This is a genomic window from Hyphomicrobiales bacterium, assembly GCA_039973685.1.
Taxonomy (GTDB): domain Bacteria; phylum Pseudomonadota; class Alphaproteobacteria; order Rhizobiales; family JACESI01; genus JACESI01.
In genome coordinates this window covers 1-26,231 of record JBDWKL010000027.1, presented here as the reverse complement: position 1 = coordinate 26,231, position 26,231 = coordinate 1, and the positions used below count along the sequence as shown (strand labels likewise).

At 51.7% G+C, this 26,231-nt stretch carries 28 protein-coding genes; 16 read left to right on the top strand and 12 right to left on the bottom strand.

Annotated features, from left to right (window positions below; all coding sequences use genetic code 11):
* Genes ABJO30_07910 through ABJO30_07900 form a run of 3 tightly spaced genes read left to right on the top strand, consistent with a single transcriptional unit; the run spans nucleotide 1 to nucleotide 2,815 of the window.
* Nucleotides 1-807 (top strand): alpha/beta fold hydrolase, encoded by an 807-nt coding sequence (locus ABJO30_07910; protein ID MEP3232738.1) that lies wholly within the window; start codon nucleotides 1-3, stop codon nucleotides 805-807.
* On the top strand, nucleotides 804-2,492 hold the full coding sequence (locus ABJO30_07905; protein ID MEP3232737.1) for a thiamine pyrophosphate-binding protein: 1,689 nt from the start codon (nucleotides 804-806) through the stop codon (nucleotides 2,490-2,492). Before ABJO30_07910 ends, ABJO30_07905 begins: the two co-directional genes overlap by 4 nt.
* Nucleotides 2,493-2,494: 2 nt before the next feature.
* Nucleotides 2,495-2,815 (top strand): hypothetical protein, encoded by a 321-nt coding sequence (locus ABJO30_07900; GenBank protein ID MEP3232736.1) that lies wholly within the window; start codon nucleotides 2,495-2,497, stop codon nucleotides 2,813-2,815.
* On the opposite strand, the gene ABJO30_07895 is transcribed toward ABJO30_07900, so the two are convergent.
* Nucleotides 2,812-3,267, bottom strand: coding sequence for a MarR family winged helix-turn-helix transcriptional regulator (locus ABJO30_07895; protein MEP3232735.1), 456 nt, complete (start codon nucleotides 3,265-3,267; stop codon nucleotides 2,812-2,814). The two genes, ABJO30_07900 and ABJO30_07895, sit on opposite strands and share 4 nt — an antisense overlap.
* An 85-nt stretch (nucleotides 3,268-3,352) precedes the next feature.
* Here ABJO30_07895 and hmgA point away from each other — a divergent pair, with 85 nt between their 5' ends.
* From hmgA to maiA, 6 genes are read left to right on the top strand one after another with little or no spacing between them, the layout of a single operon-like run.
* Entirely contained in the window at nucleotides 3,353-4,675 is a 1,323-nt protein-coding gene (gene hmgA / locus ABJO30_07890; protein ID MEP3232734.1) for a homogentisate 1,2-dioxygenase, read from the top strand.
* Between the two features lie 12 nt (nucleotides 4,676-4,687).
* Nucleotides 4,688-5,701: a fumarylacetoacetate hydrolase family protein gene (locus ABJO30_07885; GenBank protein ID MEP3232733.1), complete on the top strand. Its 1,014-nt coding sequence runs from the start codon at nucleotides 4,688-4,690 to the stop codon at nucleotides 5,699-5,701.
* Nucleotides 5,694-6,644: an MBL fold metallo-hydrolase gene (locus tag ABJO30_07880; GenBank protein ID MEP3232732.1), complete on the top strand. Its 951-nt coding sequence runs from the start codon at nucleotides 5,694-5,696 to the stop codon at nucleotides 6,642-6,644. The genes ABJO30_07885 and ABJO30_07880 overlap by 8 nt, the downstream gene beginning before the upstream one ends.
* Nucleotides 6,645-6,664: 20 nt before the next feature.
* Complete coding sequence (locus tag ABJO30_07875) at nucleotides 6,665-8,272, top strand: FAD-dependent oxidoreductase (protein ID MEP3232731.1); 1,608 nt, start codon at nucleotides 6,665-6,667, stop codon at nucleotides 8,270-8,272.
* Between the two features lies 1 nt (nucleotide 8,273).
* On the top strand, nucleotides 8,274-8,450 hold the full coding sequence (locus ABJO30_07870; protein ID MEP3232730.1) for a DUF2783 domain-containing protein: 177 nt from the start codon (nucleotides 8,274-8,276) through the stop codon (nucleotides 8,448-8,450).
* Nucleotides 8,447-9,076: a maleylacetoacetate isomerase gene (maiA, locus tag ABJO30_07865; protein MEP3232729.1), complete on the top strand. Its 630-nt coding sequence runs from the start codon at nucleotides 8,447-8,449 to the stop codon at nucleotides 9,074-9,076. The genes ABJO30_07870 and maiA overlap by 4 nt, the downstream gene beginning before the upstream one ends.
* 1 nt (nucleotide 9,077) lies before the next feature.
* Here the strand turns inward: maiA and cueR are convergent, their stop codons facing one another.
* The 7 genes from cueR to paaG all read right to left on the bottom strand — a co-directional run bounded on the left by cueR (nucleotide 9,078) and on the right by paaG (nucleotide 16,943).
* The gene (gene cueR / locus ABJO30_07860) at nucleotides 9,078-9,470 is read right to left on the bottom strand and encodes a Cu(I)-responsive transcriptional regulator (protein ID MEP3232728.1); all 393 of its coding nucleotides are present in this window, start codon (nucleotides 9,468-9,470) and stop codon (nucleotides 9,078-9,080) included.
* The gene (locus ABJO30_07855; GenBank protein ID MEP3232727.1) at nucleotides 9,467-11,776 is read right to left on the bottom strand and encodes a heavy metal translocating P-type ATPase; all 2,310 of its coding nucleotides are present in this window, start codon (nucleotides 11,774-11,776) and stop codon (nucleotides 9,467-9,469) included. Before ABJO30_07855 ends, cueR begins: the two co-directional genes overlap by 4 nt.
* 85 nt (nucleotides 11,777-11,861) lie before the next feature.
* On the bottom strand, nucleotides 11,862-13,067 hold the full coding sequence (locus ABJO30_07850; GenBank protein MEP3232726.1) for a pyridoxal phosphate-dependent aminotransferase: 1,206 nt from the start codon (nucleotides 13,065-13,067) through the stop codon (nucleotides 11,862-11,864).
* Nucleotides 13,068-13,177: 110 nt separating this feature from the next.
* On the bottom strand, nucleotides 13,178-14,473 hold the full coding sequence (gene paaK, locus ABJO30_07845; GenBank protein ID MEP3232725.1) for a phenylacetate--CoA ligase PaaK: 1,296 nt from the start codon (nucleotides 14,471-14,473) through the stop codon (nucleotides 13,178-13,180).
* A 20-nt stretch (nucleotides 14,474-14,493) separates the two neighbouring features.
* Nucleotides 14,494-15,696: a 3-oxoadipyl-CoA thiolase gene (gene pcaF / locus ABJO30_07840; GenBank protein ID MEP3232724.1), complete on the bottom strand. Its 1,203-nt coding sequence runs from the start codon at nucleotides 15,694-15,696 to the stop codon at nucleotides 14,494-14,496.
* Nucleotides 15,693-16,133: a hydroxyphenylacetyl-CoA thioesterase PaaI gene (gene paaI, locus ABJO30_07835; protein ID MEP3232723.1), complete on the bottom strand. Its 441-nt coding sequence runs from the start codon at nucleotides 16,131-16,133 to the stop codon at nucleotides 15,693-15,695. Before paaI ends, pcaF begins: the two co-directional genes overlap by 4 nt.
* A 24-nt stretch (nucleotides 16,134-16,157) precedes the next feature.
* Nucleotides 16,158-16,943, bottom strand: coding sequence for a 2-(1,2-epoxy-1,2-dihydrophenyl)acetyl-CoA isomerase PaaG (gene paaG / locus ABJO30_07830; protein ID MEP3232722.1), 786 nt, complete (start codon nucleotides 16,941-16,943; stop codon nucleotides 16,158-16,160).
* A gap of 80 nt (nucleotides 16,944-17,023) precedes the next feature.
* Here paaG and paaZ point away from each other — a divergent pair, with 80 nt between their 5' ends.
* The 7 genes from paaZ to ABJO30_07795 all read left to right on the top strand — a co-directional run bounded on the left by paaZ (nucleotide 17,024) and on the right by ABJO30_07795 (nucleotide 23,635).
* A complete protein-coding gene (gene paaZ / locus ABJO30_07825; GenBank protein MEP3232721.1) occupies nucleotides 17,024-19,060 on the top strand; it encodes a phenylacetic acid degradation bifunctional protein PaaZ in 2,037 nt (678 codons plus the stop codon).
* Nucleotides 19,061-19,069: 9 nt separating this feature from the next.
* Entirely contained in the window at nucleotides 19,070-19,888 is an 819-nt protein-coding gene (locus tag ABJO30_07820) for a PaaX family transcriptional regulator C-terminal domain-containing protein (protein ID MEP3232720.1), read from the top strand.
* Between the two features lie 78 nt (nucleotides 19,889-19,966).
* Nucleotides 19,967-20,974, top strand: a complete 1,008-nt coding sequence (gene paaA / locus ABJO30_07815; protein MEP3232719.1) for a 1,2-phenylacetyl-CoA epoxidase subunit PaaA — start codon at nucleotides 19,967-19,969, stop codon at nucleotides 20,972-20,974.
* 8 nt (nucleotides 20,975-20,982) lie between these two features.
* Nucleotides 20,983-21,285, top strand: coding sequence for a 1,2-phenylacetyl-CoA epoxidase subunit PaaB (gene paaB, locus ABJO30_07810; GenBank protein ID MEP3232718.1), 303 nt, complete (start codon nucleotides 20,983-20,985; stop codon nucleotides 21,283-21,285).
* Nucleotides 21,285-22,046 carry a 1,2-phenylacetyl-CoA epoxidase subunit PaaC gene (gene paaC, locus ABJO30_07805; GenBank protein ID MEP3232717.1) on the top strand — a complete coding sequence of 254 codons (762 nt, stop codon included), beginning with the start codon at nucleotides 21,285-21,287 and terminating at the stop codon, nucleotides 22,044-22,046. Before paaB ends, paaC begins: the two co-directional genes overlap by 1 nt.
* Nucleotides 22,040-22,552 carry a 1,2-phenylacetyl-CoA epoxidase subunit PaaD gene (gene paaD / locus ABJO30_07800; GenBank protein MEP3232716.1) on the top strand — a complete coding sequence of 171 codons (513 nt, stop codon included), beginning with the start codon at nucleotides 22,040-22,042 and terminating at the stop codon, nucleotides 22,550-22,552. The genes paaC and paaD overlap by 7 nt, the downstream gene beginning before the upstream one ends.
* Nucleotides 22,553-22,561: 9 nt before the next feature.
* On the top strand, nucleotides 22,562-23,635 hold the full coding sequence (locus ABJO30_07795; protein MEP3232715.1) for a ferredoxin--NADP reductase: 1,074 nt from the start codon (nucleotides 22,562-22,564) through the stop codon (nucleotides 23,633-23,635).
* Nucleotides 23,636-23,639: 4 nt separating this feature from the next.
* Here the strand turns inward: ABJO30_07795 and ABJO30_07790 are convergent, their stop codons facing one another.
* From ABJO30_07790 to ABJO30_07775, 4 genes are all read right to left on the bottom strand, one after another.
* Nucleotides 23,640-24,053, bottom strand: coding sequence for a PaaI family thioesterase (locus ABJO30_07790; protein ID MEP3232714.1), 414 nt, complete (start codon nucleotides 24,051-24,053; stop codon nucleotides 23,640-23,642).
* Between the two features lie 25 nt (nucleotides 24,054-24,078).
* Nucleotides 24,079-24,867: a glucose 1-dehydrogenase gene (locus ABJO30_07785; protein ID MEP3232713.1), complete on the bottom strand. Its 789-nt coding sequence runs from the start codon at nucleotides 24,865-24,867 to the stop codon at nucleotides 24,079-24,081.
* Nucleotides 24,860-25,891 carry a phosphotransferase family protein gene (locus tag ABJO30_07780; GenBank protein ID MEP3232712.1) on the bottom strand — a complete coding sequence of 344 codons (1,032 nt, stop codon included), beginning with the start codon at nucleotides 25,889-25,891 and terminating at the stop codon, nucleotides 24,860-24,862. Before ABJO30_07780 ends, ABJO30_07785 begins: the two co-directional genes overlap by 8 nt.
* A gap of 6 nt (nucleotides 25,892-25,897) precedes the next feature.
* Nucleotides 25,898-26,231: acetyl-CoA C-acyltransferase (locus tag ABJO30_07775; protein MEP3232711.1), on the bottom strand; the 334-nt coding region annotated here is incomplete at its 5' end.

Here is a 26,231-nt window from a genome sequence, read left to right as displayed (position 1 = left end):
ATGGCAACAAAGCATGCACCAGATGGCACAGCACATGAGGTGGTCGGCAATGCTGACCATCCGCCACTGGTGTTGATCCACGGCCTTGGTCTTTGTCATCATATCTTTGATGATTTCACTGAGGCGTGGTCCAAAGATTACCAGCTTATTCTCTATGATCTATACGGCCACGGCGAAAGCACACCACCGCCTAAGACCGCATCGCTGAAAGTATATTCAGATCAAATCGCGCACTTGCTCGATCATTTGGATATTCAAACCGCAAGCCTCATCGGTTTTTCAATTGGCGGCATGATCAATCGCCGCTTCGCTTTTGACCATAACAATCGACTTGAAAACCTCGTCATCCTGAATTCTCCCCATGATCGCGGCGAAGAAGCACAATTGGCCGTTGAAGAACGTGCGGCCAAAGTCCGCGAAGAAGGCCCAACGGCAACGCTTGATGCTGCTTTGAGCCGTTGGTTCACACCTGACTATTTAGAAACGGGTGATGGTGTCACAAAAGTTCGAGCGTGGCGTGATCTCGTGGATCCTGAAAGCTATGCACAGGCTGCGTGGGTTTTGGCCAATGGTGTGCGGGAACTCATCAACCCAGAGCCACCAATCACCAAGCCAACCCTAGTGATGACCTGTGAAAACGACACCGGCAGCACACCTAAAATGAGCCATGATATTGCAGGCGAAATTGCGGGTAGCGAGACGATCATCGTCGATCATCTGCAGCATTTAGGGATGATGGAAAGACCTGACCTCTTCATCGAACCCGTCCTAACATTCTTAGATTTAAAAAAGGCGGAGGCCCAATGACAAAGACACTTTCAGGCGGGCAAGCAGCCGTTGAAGCGCTAAAGGCCGAAGAAACCTCCCACGTATTCGGCCTTATCGGTTCAGCCACAATGGAAATGTTCGATGCCCTTTATGATGCAAAAGACATCAACTTCATCGGCGTGCATGATGAACGCACAGGCACCCATATGGCGGACGGATTTGCCCGTGCCTCTGGCAAAGCTGGCGTTATCCTTGCCGGACAAAACGGCCCCGGCACCACGAACTTGGTAACAGGTCTCAGTCAAGCAAAAGCGGCCTTCTCGCCCGTGGTCTCTATCTCAGGCGCTTTATCTTCTGAACACATCTACCGCGATGCGTTTCAAGAAGTCGATCAGCAATCATTGTTCACGCCTGTCACCAAGAAAACATGGACAGCACCATCAGCAGGTCGTGTGCCTGAACTAATGCGGGAAGCCTTCAGAACAGCCCTCACCCCGCGTCGTGGGCCAGTTCAATTAAACTTGCCGCGCGATGTGCTCTCTGCCCAAGCAGAATTCGATGATCTACAAGCGCCAAAGAATTATCGCAACCAATCGCTCCCCGCTGGTGATCCAGATCTAATCGAACAAGCTGCGCGGATGTTGGCTGGCGCCACTCAACCCGTGATTATTGCAGGTGGTGGCATCAAGAACACAAATGGTCACGCGGCAGCGCTTGCTCTTGCCGAAAAGCTCAACGCGCCAATTGTCACTTCACCCGGTCATGGTGATGCGATACCCTTCGGTCATCCCCTAAACGCGGGGCAAATGGGCCCACGCGGCAATCCCGTTGCTTCTCGGCTTGCAAAGGAGGCTGACGTTATTTTGGCGCTTGGGACACGCCTCGGGTTTAACTCGACATTCTATACCTATGACAACATCAACCGCGATGCGAAGATCATCCATGTAGAATTAGAACCGACAGCGATTGGCCGCTTTTTCCCTGTTGAGCTTGGCATTTGGTCAGATGCCCCAATGGCCGCAAAACAAATGACGGCGGCAATTGAAAAAATCGAAAACCGCGCGCTGGCTGATCAGTGGACCACAACATTTCAAGAAGAGCGCCAAGCCTATCTCGCCAAACGTGATGCGGATGCGATCTTAACCGACCCGACGCAGCCCTCTGGCCTCTTCAAAACCCTGCGTGGCGTGATACCGCAAGAGGCAGCTATCACCATGGATGCTGGCACCCTATGCCTGCAAGCAACTGACGCGCTGAATTACTGGACACCCAAAAGCCTGTTCACGCCGCTTGATTTTGGCCTTGTTGGCTTCTCCTTCGCGGCTGGCCTCGGCATCAAATGCGCCCGTCCAGACCGACCCGTCGTCAGCCTTATGGGAGATGGCGGTTTCGGGATGACGGTCTCCGAGCTTTCCACCGCCGTTGATCACAACATCAACACGGTCACACTAGTCATGAACAACCAATGTTGGGGTGCAGAAAAAGCCTATCAGCGCGATTTCTTCAATGGCCGTTATATCGGTGCTGATATTTCAAGCCCGCGTTTTGATGAACTAGCAGAGCTATACGGAGCAAGAGGTTTTCGTGCAGACAATCTTGGCGATGTAGCAGGCGCGGTGGAAGCCGCTCTCGCCTGTGGCAAGCCAGCCGTTGTCGACATCGCCGTTGACCCGAACGCGCTCTATAGTTTCCGCCGTGATAGCTTCAAACATCGTGGTGGCTAGCCATGATCACCAAATGCGCATTCTTTCAAGGAACCATTAAGGCAGGACAAGAGGCCGCGATGCGTGCCTATGTGGAAGCAGAACTCGCTCCCTTGTGGCGCGGGTTTCAGCCAAGCGAAGACGTCAAAATTCTGTTCAATGTTGAAGACGATAAAAACGGCCCAACCATTCCGCTGGCTCTCATCGTCACCTACGAAGACCAAGCCTCACTCGATCAGGCGATGGAGACTGAGGCTCGATATAAAGCCCGCGATATGCTTCCAGACTTTTATGCAATGTTCTTTAATGAGGTGCAGCTGTTGCACTATGTGTTTGAAGACTAAACAAAGTCCTTCGCATTGCGCGACAGGGTATCTAAGACTTTTCTGAAAGTCGCAAGCTCATCGGCATTAAGCCCTGCGACGAGTTCAGCATTAAGCGCATCCCCGTCTTTTGTGAGGTCGTGATAGGCTTGCTCACCTGCAGAAGTTAGAATCAAATACTCAGCGCGCCTGTCTTGCTCATGGGTAGAACGGTTAAGCCAGCGCTTATTCTCCAATGCAACGACAGCCCGAGAAACCTTTGTCTTATGCAGGCTTGCCCGATGGCATATTTCTTTCGCCGTCATCTGCCCAAACTCACCCAAATGGGCCAAAACACGCCATTCTGTGCGTGTCATTGCCAACTTTTTTCGATAGACCGATTGAAATCCAAGACTAGTTGCCTCAGCCGCTTGGTTAAGGGCATAAGGCCAGAATTCTTGTAATTGGAAGGACCCAGTATTATTTTCCGACATATGAAAACCCTGCTTGATAGTTGCACAAATCATTGTTACGTTTGCAACTAATACATCAAATGCGCTTTGTTGCAAAGGATCAAAGATGCTCAACAAGCCAGCTTACATGCCCGGTTTCGGCAACGATTTTGAGACCGAAAGTTTAGAAGGCGCATTACCACAGGGTCAAAACAGTCCGCAGAACTGCGCTTATGGTCTTTATGCTGAACAGTTATCAGGCTCACCCTTCACGGCACCAAGCGGCACCAATGAGCGTTCATGGCTCTACCGTATTCGCCCAAGTGTGAAGCACACAAAAGCTTTCACTCAAATTGAGAAATCAGACTGGAAATCTGCAGACGCGAACGCGAAGCACGCTTTGCCTCTCGGTCAATATCGTTGGGACCCGTTAGACCTTCCAGCAACGCCCACAAATTTCTTGGACGGCATAAAGACAATCACGGTTGCAGGTGACACCACAGCCCAAACTGGCATGGCCTCCCACGCCTATCTGTTTAACGCAAATATGGACGATGAGTATTTCTTCAATGCAGATGGAGAGATGCTGATTGTGCCGCAAGTCGGGCGTTTGGAAATCTTCACTGAGATGGGTATCATTGAACTTGAGCCATCAGAAATTGCCGTTCTACCACGCGGCATGATGTTTAAGGTTTCAACGCTGGATGAGAGTGCGCGCGGTTATATCTGCGAGAACTACGGCGCAAAGCTCACCCTGCCAAATCGCGGTCCCGTCGGCGCAAATTGCCTTGCTAACCCTCGCGACTTCAAAACACCCGTTGCGGCCTATGAAGACAAAGACGGCACCAAGTGTCGCTTGACCGTGAAATGGTGTGGCACGTTCCATGAAACTTTCATCGAACATTCCCCACTTGATGTGGTGGCATGGCACGGCAATTACGCGCCTTATAAGTATGATCTTCGTACCTTCTCCCCCGTAGGCGCGATCTTGTTTGATCATCCCGATCCGTCAATCTATACGGTCCTTACCGCTCCAACTGATGAAGCGGGCACCGCTAATGTTGATTTCGTGATCTTCCCACCGCGTTGGATGGTGGCAGAACACACCTTCCGCCCGCCTTGGTACCATCGCAACATCATGAGCGAATTTATGGGCCTCATATACGGCCAATATGACGCCAAAGAAAAAGGATTCGTGCCCGGCGGCATGAGCCTCCACAACATGATGCTGCCCCACGGACCAGATGCCTTTGGCTATGACAAAGCAACCAAGGCTGAGCTAAAACCAGTGAAGCTGGATGGCACAATGGCCTTTATGTTTGAGACCCGCTACCCTCAACAAGTAACGGAATTCGCGGCAAAAAATGGCAAGTTACAAGACGACTATGTTGACTGCTGGGACGGCCTAGAACGCCGCTTTGATGGAACCCCACAAGGCAAACAAGATTAAGTAAGGAAATTCATGAAACTCGCTACCTTAAAAGACCAAACCCGCGATGGCCGTCTTGTTGTCGTCTCTGACGATCTAACCCAGTGCAGCGACGTTCCCCACATTGCCCGTACCTTACAAGCAGCCCTTGATGACTGGGACCATGTCGGCCCACGTTTGGAGCGGGTGGCAGAAGGTATGCGGTCTGGCTCGCAGCCAGTTCAACGATTTCATGAAGCCGATGCCGCCTCGCCCTTGCCTCGCGCTTACCAGTGGGCTGATGGGTCCGCTTATGTGAACCACGTGGAATTAGTACGCAAAGCGCGTGGTGCTGAAATTCCTGCATCTTTCTGGGAAGACCCGCTGATGTATCAAGGTGGTTCCGACACATTCATCGCCCCTCGCGATCCAATTATCATGACTGATGAAGCCTATGGCATCGACATGGAAGGCGAAGTCGCCGTCATCGTTGGCGATGTGCCAATGGGTGCCAGCCGTGAAGAAGCAGCAAGTGCCATTCGTCTCGTCATGCTGGTCAACGATGTCTCCCTGCGCGGCCTCATTCCAGCAGAACTTGGCAAGGGTTTCGGCTTCTTCCAATCAAAACCATCCTCCGCCTTTTCACCTGTCACCGTGACACCCGAAGCACTGGGCGACGCATGGGATGGCGGAAAACTGCATCTCCCATTGCTCGTCACCTATAACGACCAACCGTTTGGCAAAGCCGATGCGGGCGTGGATATGACATTCGATTTCCCAACTCTAATCGCCCACGCCGCTAAAACGCGTCCCCTATCTGCTGGAACAATCATCGGCTCAGGCACCGTTTCCAACAAGCTAGATGGAGGAGCAGGCAAAGCGATTTCAGAAGGTGGCGTTGGTTATTCCTGCATTGCAGAAATTCGCATGATTGAAACCATCAACGACGGCAAACCAACCACTGAGTTCATGAAGTTCGGTGACACCGTGCGCATTGAAATGACAGACAAAGACGGCCATTCAATTTTTGGGGCTATCGAGCAAAAGGTGGAACAACAAAATGGCTAAAGCATTCGCATCACAAGGCGACATGGCGGAAAAAGAGATTTCTTTTACGCAAGTTGGTGACGGGCTTTACGCTTTCACCGCTGAGGGTGATCCGAACTCTGGCGTTATCATTGGCGATGACAGCGTGATGATCATTGAAGCGCAAGCGACACCCCGCTTAGCACAGAAGGTGATTGAGCATGTACGCGGTGTGACGGACAAACCGATCAAGCATGTGGTGCTCACTCATTATCATGCGGTGCGTGTGCTAGGCGCATCTGCTTTCAATGCATCAGAAGTCATCATGTCAGATGCCGCCCGCGCTATGGTGCTAGAACGTGGCCAAGAAGATTGGGACAGCGAATTCGACCGCTTCCCGCGTCTTTTCCAAGGCCATGAAAGCATTCCGGGTCTGACGTGGCCGACACAGACATTTTCAAAAAGCATGACGATCTATCTTGGCAAGCGCCGCGTGGACCTCATGCATGTGGGTCGCGCTCATACAGCAGGCGACATCGTTGCTTTCGTGCCAGACCAAAACGTTATGTTCACCGGCGATATCGTTGAATATAAATCAGCTTGCTATTGCGGCGACGGTCACTTTGCAGACTGGCCAACAACGCTGGAAGCCATCCGCTCATATGATGTGGACGCCATCGCACCTGGTCGCGGTGATGCGCTTGTCGGCAAGAAAATGGTCAATGAAGCGATCGACCTCACCAACGATTTCATCCGCTCAACCTATGACCCCATCGCCCGTATTGCACGCGGTGGTGGCAGCTTGAAAGACGCATGGGATGCGTGCCGCGATGCGTGTGATGATAAGTTCAAGGATTATGCAATCTACGAACATTGCCTACCTTTCAACGTGGCCCGCGCTTATGACGAAGCACGTGGCCTAGACCACCCGCGCATTTGGACGGCGGAACGCGATAAGGAAATGTGGAACGCACTTCAGAGCTAACCAATGCTTTGGGAGGAGCAATGGCGAACTATCAATATCAACCGTTTGATTATGTGAAGCCGCCAGAGCTTGAAGGTGGTGAGGCCTCCACGGTGCCTGTCGCTATTATCGGCGCTGGGCCGATTGGTTTGGCGGCAGCGATTGATTTGGCACAGCGCGGCATCAAGGTCATCGTTCTGGATGATAACAACGTCGTTTCCATTGGCTCCCGCGCTATTTGTTGGGCGAAACACACGCTTGAAATCTTCGACCGCTTAGGCATTGGCGAGCGGATGCTTGATAAAGGCGTTACGTGGAAGATCGGGCGGCTGTTTCATGGCGAGGATGAGGTCTATAATTTCAACCTACTGCCAGAAGACGGTCACAAATATCCAGCCTTCATCAACCTGCAACAATATTACGTCGAGCAATATCTGGCCGAGCGCTGCGCGGAGTTTCCTGATCTGATTGATCTTCGTTGGAAGAACAAGGTTGTGGACCACCAAGATGATGGCGATTTGGTTCACCTAACTGTTGAAACGCCCGATGGGGCTTATGCCTTAGCCGCTGAATACGTGCTCGCCTGTGATGGCGCAGGTTCTGCCACGCGGCAACGTATGGGACTTTCATTCAAGGGTGAAACGTTCGAGGAGCAGTTCCTCATTGCTGATGTTGAAATGGAACAAAGCCCGTTTGAAACCGATGAGCCAGAGCGCTGGTTTTGGTTCAAGCCACCTTTCCATAACGGCCAGTCTGCTCTGCTTCACAAACAACCAGACAATATCTACCGCATAGACCTTCAACTCGGCCCAGATGCGGATACCGAGCATGAGAAAACCGAAGCCGCCGTTATGCCTCGCCTCAAGGCTATTCTTGGAGACAAGCCGTTCAAGCTTGATTGGATGAGCGTTTATAAATTCCAATGCGCAAAGCTGAAGCGCATGGTGCATAACCGCGTGATCTTCGTTGGTGATAGCGCTCACGTGGTTTCCCCCTTCGGCGCGCGCGGTGGCAATGGCGGCATCCATGATGTGGACAATCTTGGGTGGAAGCTGGCTGCTGTATTGGGTGGCGCGGATCAAGGCCTGATTGAGACCTACAATACTGAGCGCCTTCTTGGTGCGAGTGAGAACGTTCAAAACTCAAGCCGCGCCACGCGCTTCATGACGCCTAAGTCGTCGATGGAAATGATGTTCCGTGATGAGGTTTTGAAACTTGCTGGCAAAGAAGATTTCGCCCGCAAGCTCATCAACTCTGGCCGTCTATCAGTGCCTTGCGCCCTGCCGCTTGATCAAGAAACCGATGCAAAAGCCCCTCGCAAAATCGGCACCGTTATTGTCGATTCTCCCGTGTCGAAAGATGGCAAGGCCTGCCAGTTGATTGATTGCATGACAGGCAATCATCAATTGCTGATGCTCAACCAGAGCGGCGCTGATCTATATGACATACATGATGGGCAATTAGACACAGCACAACGCCTTAAAGATAGCACAAACCTTCTGGCCAAACGGTATGGCGTGAACTGTGCCTATCTCATTAGGCCAGACCGTTACATTGCTGCCATCACAAATGATGTAAGCGAAGAGGCACTCAACCACCTCGCCACCCTCGCCCGTCACACAGGCGCAACCAATGAGAGAGCCGCATAGCATGACAACTCTTCTCAATGATGATTTCTACGAACGCTTGATGAGCCTACATGATGGCTTGAGCGACGAACAATCAGCCCGTCTCAATGCAAGGCTCGTCCTTTTAATGGCGAACCACATTGGCGCGGGAGAAACAATGGATGGATTGCTTGAAAAAGCACAGGAGGACCAAACATGACCACTCTTTATGGCTACAAGCTTTCTTCTGCTAGCTACCGCGTGCGTATCGCGCTCAACACGGCTGGCATTACATTCGATACAGTGCCTGTGAACCTTCTAACTGGAGAGCAAAAGGACGCGGAGCACCTCGCCCGCAACCCGCAAGGCATTGTGCCTGCGCTTGATATTGACGGGCTAATGCTCACCCAATCAACCGCCATCATCGAATATCTCGATGAAACACGCGATCTCGGTTTTATGCCGAAAGACCCCGTTGAGCGCCAACGCCTGCGGGCGCTTTCCAATGCGATTGCTATGGAAATCCAGCCAATATGCAATTCTGGCCTCATTGCCCATGTGCAAACGATCGCCAAGGGCGAACCTGAACAGGTGCGCGATGATTGGATGCACAAATTTATCCGCCAAGGTTTGCTTGCGTTTGAAACGATGCTTGATCATCCAAATACAGGCCGCTTTTGTCATGGCGACAAACCAGGCCTTGCCGACTTCTGCCTCATGCCGCAAATTTTCAATGCCAATCGCTGGGGCGCGAAGATCGACGACATGACGCGGATCAATGCCATTATGGATGCCTGTAACGAACTATCAGCGTTCCAAAAAGCACATCCTGATCAGTGCGTTTAAGTTAGCTCGTCTCTCCGGCTAAATCGCGGATGATGGGACAATCTGGTCGGTTGTCGCCATTACAGGTCTCGGCCAGATGGCTTAGCGTATCGCGCAGGGATTGAAGCTCACGAATTTTGGCGTCCACTGCCTCAATCTTCGTCAAGGCTATCGCCTTCACATCAGCACTCGCGCGGTCTTCATCTTCATAGAGCGAGAAGAGTGCGCGGCATTCATCAATGCTAAACCCAAGACTTCGCGCCCGCTGTAAGAACTTCAGGCGGTGAATATCGTCGTCACTATAATCTCGATACCCATTGTTAGCACGTTGAGGTTTGATCAACTCGATTTCCTCATAAAACCGAATGGTCTTGGTGGGCAAATTAGTGAGTTCTGCAGCGCGGCCAATGTTCATAATTTTATCCCTTTAAGCCTAAGTGCGTTTGAGACGACGGAGACTGACGACAAGCTCATGGCGGCAGCAGCGATCATGGGGGATAGTAAAACGCCCCAAACAGGGAACAAAATGCCCGCTGCTATCGGCACACCAACCGCATTATAAATGAAGGCGAAGAACAAGTTTTGCTTGATATTCTTCAACGTCTCACGAGACAAGCGCACCAGCTTCAACAATCCGTTTAAATCTTCATTGAGCAAGGTCACACCTGCGCTTTCAATCGCAACATCCGCACCACTGCCAAGCGCGATACCAATATCAGCACTAGCAAGAGCCGGCGCATCGTTGATACCGTCGCCAGCCATTGCAACGCGCTTACCTTTGGCGCGCAGGTCATCGACGAGTTGCTTTTTGTCCGCAGGGAATAATCCTGCATGGACATCACCAAGCCCCAATTCTTTCGCTACATGGTTCGCCGTGATCTCATTGTCGCCCGTGGCCAAAATAACCTCAATCCCTTCATGGGTCAGAGCTTCCAGCGTCGCCTTTGCGCTTTCGCGTATCGGGTCAGAAATAGCTATCGCGCCGATGAGTTGCTCACTGCTGGCGAGAAGAATAACGGTCTTGCCTTGTTCTTGCAGAGTCTGAATTTCTTCTGTTGGCGGCATGAGACCATTTGCTTCCATCAAAGCCTCATTGCCGAGAAAGACAATTTGCTCATTCAAAACACCACCAACACCATGCCCCACAATTGCTTCAAAACCTGTGACAATAGAAAGCGAAACGCCTTGCTTTTCAGCATGGTCCAAAACCGCACGAGCAAGAGGATGTTCTGATCCACGTTCGAGAGATGCAGCCATCGACACGATGTCGATCTCGCTTACATCGGAGAATGCGATGACATCGCTGACGGATGGCCTCCCCTCAGTCAATGTGCCTGTCTTATCAACCACGAGCACATCCACCTTCGCCATCGCCTCCAAGGCGCGAGCATCTTTGATGAGCAAGCCATTTAACGCGCCGATGCCGCTTGCGATTGTAACTGACATGGGGGTTGCAAGCCCAAGAGCACAGGGGCAAGCGATAACAAGAACAGAGACCGCTGCGACCACGCCAAATGGGGTGTTGTTAAAAGCGAAAGACCAGACCAAGAAAGCGAGCACCGCAACCAGTACAACAGCAGGCACGAAAACCGATGACACTTGATCTGCCAACCGCTGGATCGGCGCTTTGCTGCGTTGAGCATTGGCAACCATCGCCACGATGCGCGACAATATCGTGTCCGCGCCAACTTGCTCCGCCCCCACGATCAAGGTGCCGTTTTGGTTGAGCGTGCCTGTGCTCACACGGTCGCCCACCTGTTTTGAAATAGGAACAGGCTCGCCCGTGATCATGCTTTCATCAATATAGCTTTGACCGTCTTCAATCACCCCATCAACGGGAACGCTTTCACCAGGCCGCACACGCAGGCGGTCACCTTCCAAAATATTATCAAGCGGCGCGTCGTATTCATCGCCGTCCGGCGTGATACGTCTCGCCGTGCTTGGCGCTAAGCCGACCAATGCACGCACCGCATCACCCGTGCGGTCGCGGGCGCGTAGCTCAAGCATTTGGCCGAAGAACACAAACGCGGTGATGACGGCGGCTGCTTCAAAATAAAGCGGCGCATGGCCTGCTGCATCGAGGATTGATGTTGGAAAGAGAGACGGCAACAAAACGCCTGCCACGCTAAAGATATAAGCCGTACCAACGCCCAGCATGATGAGCGTCCACATATTATAATTTCTTGTAAGAAGCGACGACCAACCGCGCTCCATCAAAGGTTTTGCCGCCCATAAAACCACAGGCGTGGCGAGTATCAGCTCAACCCAACGCGCGGTGGTTTCGCCAATCCAGTCACGAATAGGCAATCCAACCCAACCACCCATGGTCAAAATCACAATCAAACCCGCACAAATAGCGCTCCCCCAAAAGCGTTTGGTAAAATCGATCAGCTCTTCATTGGGGCCATCAGAAACACCGCCTTCAACCTCTAACGCCATGCCGCAAGTTGGGCATGGCACGGGGTCGTGCTCCTCGACTTCGGGACACATAGGGCAAATATATTTAGCCCCCTCCACCTTCTTTGCGGCCTTAATGTTGTTATTGCCAGAAAGATAGAAATACGGATCAGCCTCAAATTTATCGTGGCATCCGTGGCAACAAAAATGCTGCGTCACGCCCTTATAGGTAAGGCTTGGCTTTCCTTTGGATAGGTTAACCGACATGCCGCAGACGGGGTCTATGGCATGGGTTTCTTGCGGGATTTTTGATGCTTGTTCCAAAACGAAAAATGGGCCTGTTTGATGATCAACAGGCCCATGATAGACATTCCAGTAACTAGAAGGTCAAGCGTGTATTTTATTCACGCTACTTTTCAAGCTTAGCAACTGCCGCTTCAATCCGGTCCATTGCTTCAGTCAGTACATCTTCTGATGTTGCCGTTGAAATGCGGAAGAAGGGCGAGAGGCCGTAAGCATCGCCGGGCACGGCCGCAATTTTGGCTTCATCAAGCAGGAACTGCGCGAAATCAATATCGTTTTCGATTGTCTTACCCTCAGGCGTTTTCGCGCCAATGCAGCCGTCACAGCCAATCAACGCATAAAAGGCACCACCAGGGGGATCTAGGGTCAGGCCATCAATTTTGGCTACACGGTCCACCACGAGATTACGACGGTTTTCAAATGCCTCACGGAAACGGTGTACTTCGTCTTGCGGGCCATTTAGTGCAGCAACGGCGGCAGCTTGCGCAACAGAACAAGCACCAGAAGAAATCTGCGATTGCACCTTGGTCATCGCCTTAATCAAAGGCTGAGGCCCTGCCCCATAACCAATGCGCCAGCCTGTCATGGCATAGGCTTTCGACACACCATTGACGGTGAGAACGCGGTCTTTCAGATCGGGACACACTTCGGCGAATGAATCGAATTTCTGACCATCAAACAAGATGTGCTCATAAATCTCATCTGAGAGAACCATCAAGTTTGGATGCTTTGCGACCACCGCACCAATGGCTTTGAGATCATCAGCAGAGAACACAGCGCCAGATGGATTTGACGGCAGGTTCAAGAACAACCAACGGCTTTTTGGCGTAATCGCCGCCTCTAGGTTTTCAGGTGTCAGGCGAAACCCGTCTTCGGCCGTACAAGGCACAGACACAGGCTTGCCGCCCAAGATCAACACGATGTCCGCATAAGAACCAAAATAAGGGGCGCATAGGAGCACTTCGTCGTCTTGTTCAATGGAAGCCATGATCGCATTAAAAATAATCTGCTTGGCGCCGTTACTGACGATGACCTCAGAGACGTCATAATCGAGATTATTATCGCGTTTCAGCTTATCAGATACAGCCTGCTTCAATGCCGCCGTTCCGTCATGCGGCGGATAGCGGGTTTCGCCTTTAAGGGCCGCTGCATGAGCTGCTTCAACAATATGCTTCGGCGTATCAAAATCTGGCTCGCCAAGACCGAGGTCAATCACGTCTTCACCACGCGCACGGGCAGCTTTCGCGGCAGCGCTTACAGTTGCAGAGGCGGATGGTTTTACTGGGGCCAAACGGGAGGAAACATAATTCATGGAAAAACCTTCTGAATAACAAGCAATTTATAGCTTCGTTACAGACCTACCCGCCCAATGGCAAGGTAATGGCTATAAAACATCAGTGAACGACCGCTTTGCCTGTATAATTACTCGCCGCGATTATCAACAATACGAACCGCCTTACCTTGCGAACGCGCCACAGAATTTTCACCCCCTGCTCGCACTTCCGCAGAAATACCGATGGTCTCTTTGATCAAACGGCTCAATTCTTTGGAGGCCACGTCGCCATTGCCATCCTTCAGCGTCTCACAATGGACTATCATATGGTCCATGCGATCTTTCTTGGTCAGTTCAATTTGGAAATGGGCAGACAGCGCCTCAACCTTCATGAGCTGCTCTTCAATCTGGGTTGGGAACACATTGACACCGCGCAAGATCATCATGTCATCACTGCGTCCTGTCACCTTTTCCATACGCCGCATGGTGCGCGCTGTACCCGGCAAAAGGCGGGTTAGATCGCGGGTGCGATAACGGATGATTGGGAAGGCTTCTTTGGTAAGCGATGTAAAGACCAATTCACCCAGCTCGCCATCTGGTAAGACTTCGCCAGTATCAGGATCAATCACTTCGGGATAGAAATGATCCTCCCAAATATGTGGCCCGTCTTTGGTCTCAACGCACTCACTCGCCACACCTGGACCGATAATTTCTGATAGGCCATAAATATCCACCGCATGCATATCAAAGGCGTCTTCCACCTCTTTACGCATGGCGTTGGTCCAAGGCTCCGCCCCAAACACGCCAACCTTCATCGGGCTTTTGCGCGGGTCGCGACCTTGGCGATGATATTCATCGAGGATCGACAACATATAAGATGGTGTTACCGTAATGCCCGTTGCCTGAAAATCTTCCATCAACCGCACTTGGCGCTCTGTCATGCCGCCAGAAATGGGCACCACGGTCAGCCCCATTTTCTCTGCGCCCGTATGAACACCAAGTCCGCCTGTAAACAGGCCATAACCATAGCCATTATGCAGCAGGTCACCTTTACGCAGGCCCGCCGCCTTGAGGCTTCTGGCAATCACACCAGCCCACATATCAATATCATTTTGGGTATAACCAACCACAGTCGGCTGGCCAGTGGTGCCAGAAGAGGCATGAACGCGGACAAGCTCCTCACGGGGTACAGCAAACATGCCGAACGGATAGTTATCGCGCAGGTCTGCTTTCACCGTAAAAGGAAATTTCGCAAGGTCTTCAAGCGAAGTCAGATCATCTGGATGTACGCCCGCATCATCGAATGATTTCTTATAGTGGGGAACATTATCATAGGCCCGTTTCAGCGATGTCTTCATGCGCTCCAATTGAACGCTTTGCAGTTCATCACGGCTTGCCGTTTCAATTGGCTCCAAATCGCCCGCTTTTGGTGATAAGTCTTCCATTCGTTCCTCCCGACGCGCCGTTAAGCAGCTTCCAACATCATGGCAATTCCTTGGCCCACGCCAATACACATGGTGCAAACAGCACGGTTTGCGCCGCGTTCTTGCAATTCATGCGCTGCCGTTAGCACAAGCCTAGTGCCAGACATGCCAAGCGGATGACCCAGCGCAATTGCGCCGCCATTTGGATTGACGAAATCAGCATCATCCGCAACGCCAAGTTGACGCAGAACCGCGAGGCCCTGACTGGCGAATGCTTCATTGAGCTCGATGATATCAATATCGCTGATTTTATGGCCCGTGCGCTCTAAAAGCTTGGTCGTGGCAGGTGCTGGCCCAATGCCCATAATGCGCGGTTCAACACCTGCAATGCTTGTTGCAACAACTTTCGCTTTTGGGGTCAAACCGTATTTTTCAACCGCCTCAGCAGACGCAATCAATAAGGCCGCCGCCCCATCATTGGTGCCTGATGCATTGCCCGCCGTTACACTGCCGCCTTCTCGAAACGGCGTTGAAAGGCTTGCGAGCTTCTCAAGCGATGTTTCACGCGGATGCTCATCAGTTTCAAACAAAATCGGATCTTTGCGACGTTGTGGCACGCTGATAGGTGTAATCTCTTTCGCTAAACGACCTGACGCTATCGCTTTGGCTGCCTTTTGTTGACTGTTAAACGCGAAGGCATCTTGATCTTCTCGCGAAATCTGGAAATCTTCGGCAACATTCTCCGCCGTTTCTGGCATGGAATCGACGCCAAACTCTTTCTTCAATTGCTTGTTGATGAAGCGCCAGCCAATCGTCGTGTCATAAATTTCAGCCTTGCGCGAAAAAGCAGCATCTGGCTTTGGCATAACAAACGGTGCACGGCTCATGCTTTCCACACCACCAGCTAAAATGAGGTCTGCTTCACCTGCTTTGATCGCGCGGGCAGCTTGAGAAATAGCATCGAGACCAGAACCACAAAGACGGTTGAGCGTCGCCCCGCCAATCGTTTGTGGTAGGCCCGCGAGCAAAACGGCCATACGCGCTACATTGCGGTTATCTTCACCCGCCTGATTAGCGCACCCAATAATCACATCATCAATCGCTGCTGCATCCAGATTAGGCGCAGACGCACAAACCGCCTTCATCACAGTGGCAAGCAAATCATCAGGCCGCACAGACGATAACGTGCCACCATAACGACCAATTGGAGACCGCAGCCCCTCACAAATATAAGCTTCTCTCACGCTTCATCCTCTTGAAAATGTTGACCCGAAACCTCTCGCGACACACCGCGAAAATGGACGAGTTCCTCACCTGATTGATTGGTCACAACCACATCATAAACACCCGTGCGACCTGTCCTGTTTGCTTCTTTTGCATGGGCTATCAGCGTGTCACCTTTCTTACCCGGCACCAGATAAGTAACAGAACAATGCTGACCAACCACATTCTTGTTGTATGAGTTACAAGCAAAGCCGAAAGCGCTATCAGCCAGCGAAAAAATGATGCCGCCGTGGCACGTATCATGACCGTTAAGATGATCTTCTTGCACCGCCATTGTCAGCACGGCTTCACCTGGTGCGACACGTTCAATCGTAAACCCCAATGCTTTGCTCGCACGATCATTTGCCCACATATTTGCGGCAGATTTTTCAGCTCTTTCTTGGGCAGACAATGGCATTTTGAAAATGATCCTTATGAGCTGTCAACAGCCCTTAAAATTGGGCGCGCGTTTATCGAGAAAAGCAGAAACGCCTTCCTTATAATCATGAGAACGACCGCACACACCTTGGGTCTCCGCTTCCAACACAACTTGCTCTTCGAGCGAGTTGGTTCCAGCTTGCGCAATCAATTGTTTTGTCTTTGCAAGGCCAAGTGTTGCACCTTGGGCAAAATCAGCGGTCATGGTGCGGGCTGCATCCATAAGTTCATCTTGTGGGTAAACCTTCCAAACAAGGCCCCACGCATGAGCGGTTGCAGCGTCAATCGGTTCAGCACTCATCGCCCATGCTTTTGCGCGTAACGGTCCGAGCAAATGAGTAAGGTTCCAAGTACCACCAGCATCTGGAACAAGGCCCACTTTTGCAAAGGACTGAATGAATTTTGCTTTGTCGGAGGCTAGTAAAATATCGCAGGAAAACGAGATGTTTGCCCCCGCCCCAGCAGCTACACCGTTAACAGCACAAATTACTGGCTTTTCAAGGGCTTGCAATCGTTTGATGAGAGGGTTGTAGAGACGTGAAATCGTATCATTGAGGTCTGGCGGCCCGTCCATTTTTCGAGGGTCGCGGCCATCTAAATCTTGCCCCGCACAAAAGCCACGGCCAGAACCTGTTAAGAGAACGGCGCGAATATCTGGCTCGCTTGCACGGTCTAAAGCATCGCGTAATTGGGCGTGCATTTCATCGTTAAATGAGTTCAATCTGTCAGGACGATTGAGGGTAATTTCCATCCAACCGTCATGCATATTCGTCAAAATAAATTCCGACATAGAGCCTCCCAACTCGATGAAAAAATCATTGCATCCAAATCACAACTAATGAAGTAATGGAAAAATTGAAAGGGAGTTTTATGGAAATTTTATCGCTAAACAGTTTTGCACACGGCGAGTGGATAGCTGCCAATGGAGACAAAAGAGCCGTCCCATCAGCCGTAACTGGAGACGTAATTGCCGAGATCGGAAGCACGCCCCTTTCCTACTCCAACATGATTGATTACGCGATCACAAAGGGTGGTCCAGCCCTTCACAAAATGACGTTTCACGACCGCGCCCGCATCCTCAAAGCGCTCGCAATTTACCTGCGCGAACGGCGCGATCACCTCTATGATCTTTCCTACAATACGGGCGCAACATTGGGTGACAGTAAGGTCGATATTGATGGCGGCATCATCACCACCCAAGTCTTCGCCTCCAAAGGTCGTCGCGAAATGCCAGATGAGCGTATTTACATCGATGGCGAGGTTGAACAACTCAGCCGCAATGGCACATTTCTTGGTCAGCACGTCTGCACACCGCTTCAAGGCGTCGCCGTCCACATCAACGCTTTCAATTTTCCCGTCTGGGGCATGTTAGAAAAATTCGCACCGACATTTTTGGCAGGCATGCCAGCTATCATCAAGCCGGCAACATCTACCAGCTATGTGGCTGAAGCTTGTTTCCGTATGATGATCGAAAGCGGTCTCCTGCCTGATGGTGCGATCCAACTGATTGTTGGCAGCACTGGCGATCTACTCGATCAGCTCGGTTCGCAAGATGTAGTGAGTTTTACAGGCTCGGCTGATACCGCGCTGATGTTGCGTTCCAATCCCAAGTTGATGGCCAACTCCACCCGTTTTGCCGCAGAACAGGACAGCCTCAACGCTTCTGTTCTTGGACCTGACGCCATAGTCGGCACACCAGAGTTTGATCTTTTCGTCAAAGAAGTCGCACAAGAAATGACCGTAAAGGCTGGTCAAAAATGCACGGCTATTCGTCGCCTCATGGTGCCTGAGGCCACGATTGAGCCTGTGATTGAGGCAATCAAACAACGCCTTTCAAAAACCACCATTGGCGACCCACGGCTGAAAGAAACCCGCATGGGTGCCCTTGCCTCACAGGCACAACGGGCTGATGTTTTAGCAAAGGCTGAACTGTTATCTAGCGAATGCGAATGCGTATTTGGCAATGCCGACCTGCCAACTGTCGAAGGAGCGGATGCACAAAAAGGCGCGTTTGTTTCGCCGCAACTATTTTATTGCGCCAACCCTGATGAAGCGACAAACATCCATGCCGTTGAAGCCTTCGGCCCCGTTGCAACCATCATGCCCTATTCAGACGCCAACCACGCAGCTCAATTGCTCAACCGTGGCGGCGGCTCGCTGGTTGCCTCGATCATCACGCATGATCCTGAAGTTGCCCGCGAAATGGTGCTGGCGTCCGCGTCTCACCACGGACGGCTCTATTTCAACGACCGTACCTCGATGGGCGAAGCAACAGGTCACGGCGCACCGTTGCCTCACATGGTGCATGGTGGGCCAGGCCGTGCAGGCGGCGGCGAAGAGCTTGGTGGCATTCGTGGCGTGATGCACTACATGCAACGCACGGCGATACAGGGTAGCCCTGATATTTTGACCGCCATCTCAGGCCGTTGGATTAAGGGCGCAAAAGAGATTGAGGCTCCAGCCCATCCCTTCACTCGCAGCTTTGATGAGGTGCAAATTGGCGAAACAATTCACACCGCTCCACGCAAAGTGACCTTGGAGGACATCGAACATTTCGCCAATTTCACAGGCGATACATTTTATGCCCACATGGATGATGAAGCCGCAAAAGCAAACCCGTTCTTCCCCGGTCGCGTTGCCCATGGATACTTACTTTTGAGTTTTGCAGCGGGACTTTTCGTGGAACCAAACCCCGGCCCTGTGCTCGCCAATACGGGCCTTAATGAGCTGAGTTTTCAAAAACCAGTTGCAGCAGGTGACAGCATCAAAGTGCGCCTAACGGTGAAACGCAAAACAAAACGCACAGACACCTATGGCGAAGTGCGCTGGAATGTTACGCTCACCAATCAAGACGATGAGCAAGTGGCCGAATATGAACTTTTGACCATGAACGAATACGGCAAATAAAACAGGCGAATGACGACGCTCCCCACCCTCACCCCGTTTTTAAACGAACTGCACAAAACCAGCCGCCTGCGTGTTTGGTCCATTGTCGTGACGATCTTCGGCGACCTCGTTCAACCGCGCGGCACACCGATTTCCACACAAGAGCTTTTGCAATTAACCGACGCAATCGGCATTGAGGGCAACGCCCTTCGAACAGCCATGTCTAGGCTTGCGAAAGAAGGCTGGCTTACACGCCATAAACAAGGCCGCACCAGCGCCTATAGTCTCAGCAAGTCTGGCGCGAACACCTTCCTTGCCGCCTCTGAACGGATTTATCATCCTAGCTTTTTCAGCACCAACGATCAGTGGCACCTCGCCATTCACAACGAGCCGATTGATCCAACAACAGTTGATCACGCAACGTCTTTCCAGATCAACAAGACCACATGCCTCAGCCAAGAACCTTTGGCGGGCAAAGATTGCCTGACACTTGAAGCGACCATTGAGGACATACCAAATTGGGTAAAAGATCAGCTTATTCCTCAATCGCTCAGCGATAATTACCAAACTTTGCATGACTTGCTGCAATCCATTGATACCTCCAATGCAGCGAACCTCTCCCCATTGGAAGCCATGGCGCTTCGTTTCATCACCATCCATTTTTGGCGACGCCTTGTCTTGCGCCACCCGCTTTTGCCTCAAAGCCTTTCGAATGCTGATTGGGTCGGTGGCAAGACGCACGCACAGGTGAAAGCGCTTTATGGTCACGTCATCATCTCATCGGAAAACTGGTGGGAAACGCCTACGACTGACACAGGTTTAAAACACCTTCAGCAGCGCTTCCAATAATTAAAAATATTACAAAATATTCTTGATTTAATATTTTTCGTAACATATATTGTTTGATGAGGATTGACGGAGGCTCGCATGTATTCGCAAGGATTAATCGGCGCAAAAACTGAAACGGAAGAGACGCAAGAATTTCTTGATGCCTTTCAAGCCCGTATCGATGCCGATCAAAAGATCGAGCCGAACGATCCAATGCCTGCTGCCTACCGCAAGACCTTAGTGCGCCAAATCGGGCAGCACGCCCATTCTGAAATCGTCGGCATGTTGCCAGAAGGTAACTGGATTACCCGCGCGCCAACCCTGCGCCGAAAAGCGGCCCTACTCGCCAAAGTACAAGATGAAGGTGGCCACGGGCTTTATCTTTATTCCGCCGCTGAAACGCTGGGCGTTACGCGCAAGCAGATGACGGAAGAGCTCTTATCTGGCAAAGCGAAATACTCATCCATCTTCAATTACCCGACACAAACATGGGCAGACATTGGCGCAATTGGTTGGCTGGTAGATGGCGCGGCGATTATGAACCAAGTGCCGCTTTGCCGCTGCTCTTATGGGCCCTATGCACGCGCCATGATCCGCGTTTGCAAGGAAGAAAGCTTTCACCAGCGCCAAGGCTATGAGCTGATGATGGCCCTTGCACAAGGCGCGCCTGAGCAGAAAGAAATGGCCCAAGATGCGTTGAACCGCTGGTGGTGGCCAAGCCTGATGATGTTTGGCCCAGATGATTCTGAAAGCACTCATGGCGACCAATCCACTGCTTGGAAAATCAAGCGTTTCACGAACAACGAACTGCGTCAAAAATTCATTGATGCCACTGTGCCTCAAGCTGAATTCATCGGCCTCACCATTCCAGACCCAGACCTCAAATGGAATGAGGAAAAGAACGACGGCAAAGGCGGTTATGATTTTGGTCCGATTGATTGGGACGAGTTTTGGAAAGTCGTCAAAGGCAATGGCCCAATGAACAAGCAGCGCATAAAAACCCGCCGCAAGGCATGGGAAGACGGCGAATGGGTGCGCGAGGCAGCGCTTGCCCATGCCGCCAAACGTCGCGAGCGGGCGCAAGCTGCCAAAGTAGCGGCGGAGTAGGATTGATCATGGCTGACGAGACAAATAATTCTGGCGAAATTCCACTATGGGAAGTGTTCATCCGCCCGCGCAACGGATTGGCCCACCGCCATTGCGGTTCGCTCCATGCAGCTGATGCAGAAATGGCAATCCAAGCGGCGCGTGACGTCTACACACGACGCGGCGAAGGAACATCGGTCTGGGTTATTCCGTCAAGTGAGATTGTCGCTTCAGACCCGCAGAACAGCGAAGAGCTGTTCGATCCATCGGATGACAAAATCTACCGCCATCCAACCTTCTACGATATTCCCGACGAAATTGGGCATATGTAATGGCGGACACCAAAAGCGCCCTTTTCCAAAACCTGCTGCAGTTGGCTGATGATCATTTAATCCTCGGTCATCGCCTATCAGAATGGTGCGGCCATGCGCCGATGCTGGAAGAAGATTTGGCCATGCCCAACATCGCGCTTGATCTCATCGGTCAGGCCCGTAGCCTCTACACTTATGCTGGCGAGGTTGAGGGAAAAGACCGCGATGAAGATCAGCTTGCTTACTTGCGGCTAGAGCGGGAGTATCAAAACCTCTTAATCTGCGAACGACCAAACGGTGACTTCGCCCACACCATGCTGCGCCAATTGTTCTTCGCCTGCTTTATGGAAGCTTATTGGCAGGAAGCACTAACCTCACCAGATGAAACCCTGCGCGGCATTGCAGGTAAAGCAATCAAAGAGGTCGCCTATCATATTCGCCATAGCGGTGAATGGGTGATCCGCCTTGGTGATGGCACCGAAGAGAGCACCCGACGCACTCAAGAAGCGCTGGAAGAACTCGCGCCTTATTTGCCTGAGTTCTTTGAAAGCAATGAGGTCACGCAAGCGCTTGCAACAGCCGATGTTTTGCCAGATCCAGCAAGCTTGCAACAAAAGTGGCTAGACCGTATCGCGCCGATTTTTGCAGAAGCTCTCTTACCCGTCCCTGACCTTGCCCCTGCTCAAACGGGTGGGCGCAAAGGACACCACACAGAAGACATGGGCTTTCTACTCGCAGACCTTCAATACCTGCAACGGACCTATCCGGGGCTTTCATGGTAAGTGCCGCCCTCTCCTTTGATGACAAAGCAACCGAGCGCCGCGCTTATGAAGTGGCAGCACAGGTGCTTGATCCAGAAATTCCGGTATTGACCATCGAAGACCTCGGCATCTTGCGGAGCGTTGAGATAGATGAACAGGGCCGCGCCGTCGCTGACCTCACACCAACTTATTCTGGCTGCCCAGCTGTGCTTGCTATTGAACTAGCAGTTGAAAACGCTCTTCGAGCAGCAGGCTTTGAGCCAGTTATAAACCGCGTGATTTCACCTGCATGGACAACGGACTGGATAACAGATCAAGGACGCGACAAGCTCACGGCCTATGGCATCGCACCACCCGTAAAAGGCGAGAACTCAAAACGCGCGCTCTTTGGTGAGACGGTAGTCACCTGCCCGCGCTGCCAATCAACGGAGACGGAAAAGGTCTCAGAGTTTGGCTCCACCGCCTGTAAAGCCCTATACCGTTGCACAAATTGCGCGGAACCGTTTGACTATTTCAAGTGCATTTAAGGCGGCGAAATGAGCAATAAAACACCCCGCTTCCACACGCTTCAAGTTTCATCCGTCGATCAAGACACGGCTGATAGCGTGGTGATCAGTTTCACCATTCCGCAAGAATTGGAAGACGACTTCACCTTCACCCCCGGTCAATATTTGACACTCAGAACTGAAATCAACGGCGAAGACACAAGGCGTTCTTATTCCATCTCATCGCCTCTCGGCGCAGAGCACTTAAGCGTCGGTGTAAAGCGCATTGAGGACGGCGCTTTCTCATCCTTCGCACAAACGCTTAAAGCTGGCGACACGCTCTCGGTGATGACGCCACAAGGCCGCTTCATGGCGCCGATTGGTGGCACGCATAATTACCTGCTGCTAGCTGCCGGTTCTGGTGTAACCCCCATCCACTCCATCGCCCGCTCTGTTCTGGAGGGCGAGGCTGATAGTCGTGTTACCCTTTGCTATGCCAATCGCAATACCGACAGCGTTATGTTCAAGTCGTCGTTTGATGATTTGAAGGACCAATATCTCACCCGCTTTCTCATGACCCATGTGATGGATGAAGAAGCGCAAGATGTGGATTTATTCAACGGGCGGTTGGATGCAGAAAAACTGCAAACCATGGCAACGCGCGGGCTGATTGATCCACTAAGTTATGACGCTATTTATGTTTGCGGGCCAGAGCCGATGATCAAGGCCGCTTCATCAGCGCTTGAAGACTTGGGTGTTGAGAAAAATCGCATCAAGTTCGAACTCTTCACCCCATCAACGCCGCTTCGCACGGCAGGGTCAGCGCAAAAGGCAACCAACGCCAGCGATGCAGAAATTGAAATTGTGCTTGATGGTTCGCGGCGCAAATTCCCGCTTTCCAAAGAGCAACCCTTACTAGAAGCCGCCGCCCAATCTGGCCTCGACCTACCCTATTCCTGCGCCAATGGCATGTGCGCCACATGCCGCTGCAAATTAGTGGAAGGTGACGCTGAGATGATCCAGAACTTCTCACTGGAAGAATGGGAAACCAATGACGGCTTCGTGCTCGCGTGCCAATTACGCGCACTCAGCAAGAAAGTTGTTTTGGATTTCGACGCGGTTTAATTATCTAGCCAGCACTGCCCGTGCGATAACGAAATGAACCAGACCCTGTGGCGATCAATTCGCCCGTCTCGTCAATTACTTTACCTTCGGCAAAGAACACCTTCCTGCCGCCACCAATTTTCACCCCTTCGGCAATCAGCATTTTGCCCTTAGGGCGCGACAGATAGTTCACCGTCATGGAGAGCGTCATCGCGAATTTCTTGTTGTCGGGGTCGCCCGTAAAACATCCGCAATATCCCATCGCCGTATCAAGCAGAGACGCGTGCACACCACCATGCGGCAGGCCGTAGCGATTGGTGAGCTTCGGTTTCATCTCGGCCTGAATACGCACCAGTGTTTCGGTCCATTCCACCATCTCAAAACCGAGCAAGGCTTGGTACTCATAGGGGGCTTCAATAATATCTGGATGGGTCGCCATCGCCGCTTATCTCCTGAATTGGTCTTTAAATCGCGGTCAAACCGCCATCAATTGAAATTGCTTGCCCCGTCATGAAGCTATTTTCTTCGTCGCAAATCCATAACATCGCTTGCACGATCTCTCCGCTTTCTGCGACCCGCTGCATTGGCACACGTGAGGAAATTTGCTGATAAGCCTCACTGCGTTCAATGCCACGGCTTTCACCAAACTTATCGGCAATCTCAGAAAACAATGGCGTGTCAGCGAAAGACGGACATAACGCATTCACCCGCACCCCTTTGCGCGCCACTTCGTCGGCTGCGGCTTTGGTCAGGCCAATAACCGCGTGCTTGGAGGCTGCATAGGCGGACATATATCCAGCACCAACCAGCCCTGCAGCAGAAGAGACATTGAGGATAGCACCTGCTCCCTGCTTAATCATCGGTGGCAATTGGTGTTTCATGCCCAAGAAAACGGACCGTGCATTGACTGCCATTGCCTTTTCATAAGTCTCAACGTCGAGTGCTGTGATTGGTGCCATCTCATGGGCGATACCCGCGTTATTGATAGCCACATCCAACTTGCCGAATTTGGAAAGACAGGCGGCCACATGGTCTTTCATCTGCTCTTCTTCGGTGACATCGAGCTTTTCGGTCAAAATGTCTACGCCAACAGTTCGAAGTTGCTCGCCCAACGCCTCAAGCGCCTGTTCATCAATATCTGAAAGCACAAGCAGCGCCCCTTCTACCGCGAAACGCTTAGCCGCCTCAGCGCCAAACCCACCAGCAGCACCTGTGATCATTACGACTTTATCTTGGTAACGCCCCTCATTCATAACCAAGTGCCTTTAAACCACCCGCTGCAAAGGCGGGCACATGGGCACCAAGCTCCAGTGCTTTTTTCGGATTAGACGCATTGCCATCAAGGGCACGGCGTTTCACCCCTTCTAAGACGGCGGCCATGCGGAAGAAACAGAATCCAAGATAGAACCCAAAATTCTCAATTTTCTCGATGCCCCGATGAGCGCAATAAAGGTCGATGAATTCTTGATCACTCAACAGACCATGTGCCGCGCGATCAACACCTGCTAGCCCACGCCCCAATTTTCCAGTTGGCATTTGCCATTGCATGATCACGCCCGCAAGGTCAGCATATGGGTGGCCGAGGGTTGAGATTTCCCAATCCAAAACCGCGAGGCACTTCTCACTGTTCTTATCAAAGATCATATTGTCGATGCGGTAGTCACCATGCACCAGCGTGCGCAAACCATCTTCTTCTGGCATATGCTCATCAAGCGCTGCCATGAGACGGTCCATCGGCTCCAGCTCTTGCGTTTTTGAGGCAAGATATTGCTTCGACCATCGCGAGATTTGCCTCACGTAATAATTACCAGACGGGCCATATTCAGAAAGACCAACAGCATTAATATCAACATCGTGAAGCGCTGCTAAAACACGGGCCATTTCTGATAGAACAGGCTTGCGCTCTTCAACCGCTAGATCAGGCAAACGCGGGTCATCAAAGCCGCGTCCGTCCACGTGGTCCATAATATAAAACTGAGACCCAAGAACGCTATCATCATCTGACAGCACATGCATTCTTGCGACAGGAACAGCGCTTCCCGCTAAGGCGCTTTGCACGCGAAATTCGCGATCAACCGCATGGGCAGATTTCAAAAGCTCACCCATCGGTTTGCGGCGTAATACAAAGTTCTTCGCGGCAGTCTCAAGCAGATAAGTCGGGTTTGATTGTCCCGTCTCAAACTTAGTGACGTTGGTCACATCACCAAAGCCATTCATCCGCTCACGCACATAGGTGGCGACGGCTGCAATATCTAAGTTTTGCGCCTCGTCAGACATAGCGAACTATAGCACCTCAAAGAGACCAGCAGCACCCATACCGCCGCCGACACACATGGTGGAAACCACGTATTTCGCGCCGCGCCGTTTGCCCTCAATCAAGGCATGACCAACCATGCGCGCGCCCGACATGCCATAAGGATGGCCGATGGAAATGGCGCCACCATTCACGTTTAAAACGTCATTCGGAATACCCAGCTTGTCACGGCAATAAAGCACCTGCACGGCGAACGCTTCATTAAGTTCCCAAAGGCCAATATCATCCATTTTGAGATTGTGCTTTTCAAGCAGTGCTGGCACAGCATAGATCGGGCCGATGCCCATCTCATCTGGCGCACAA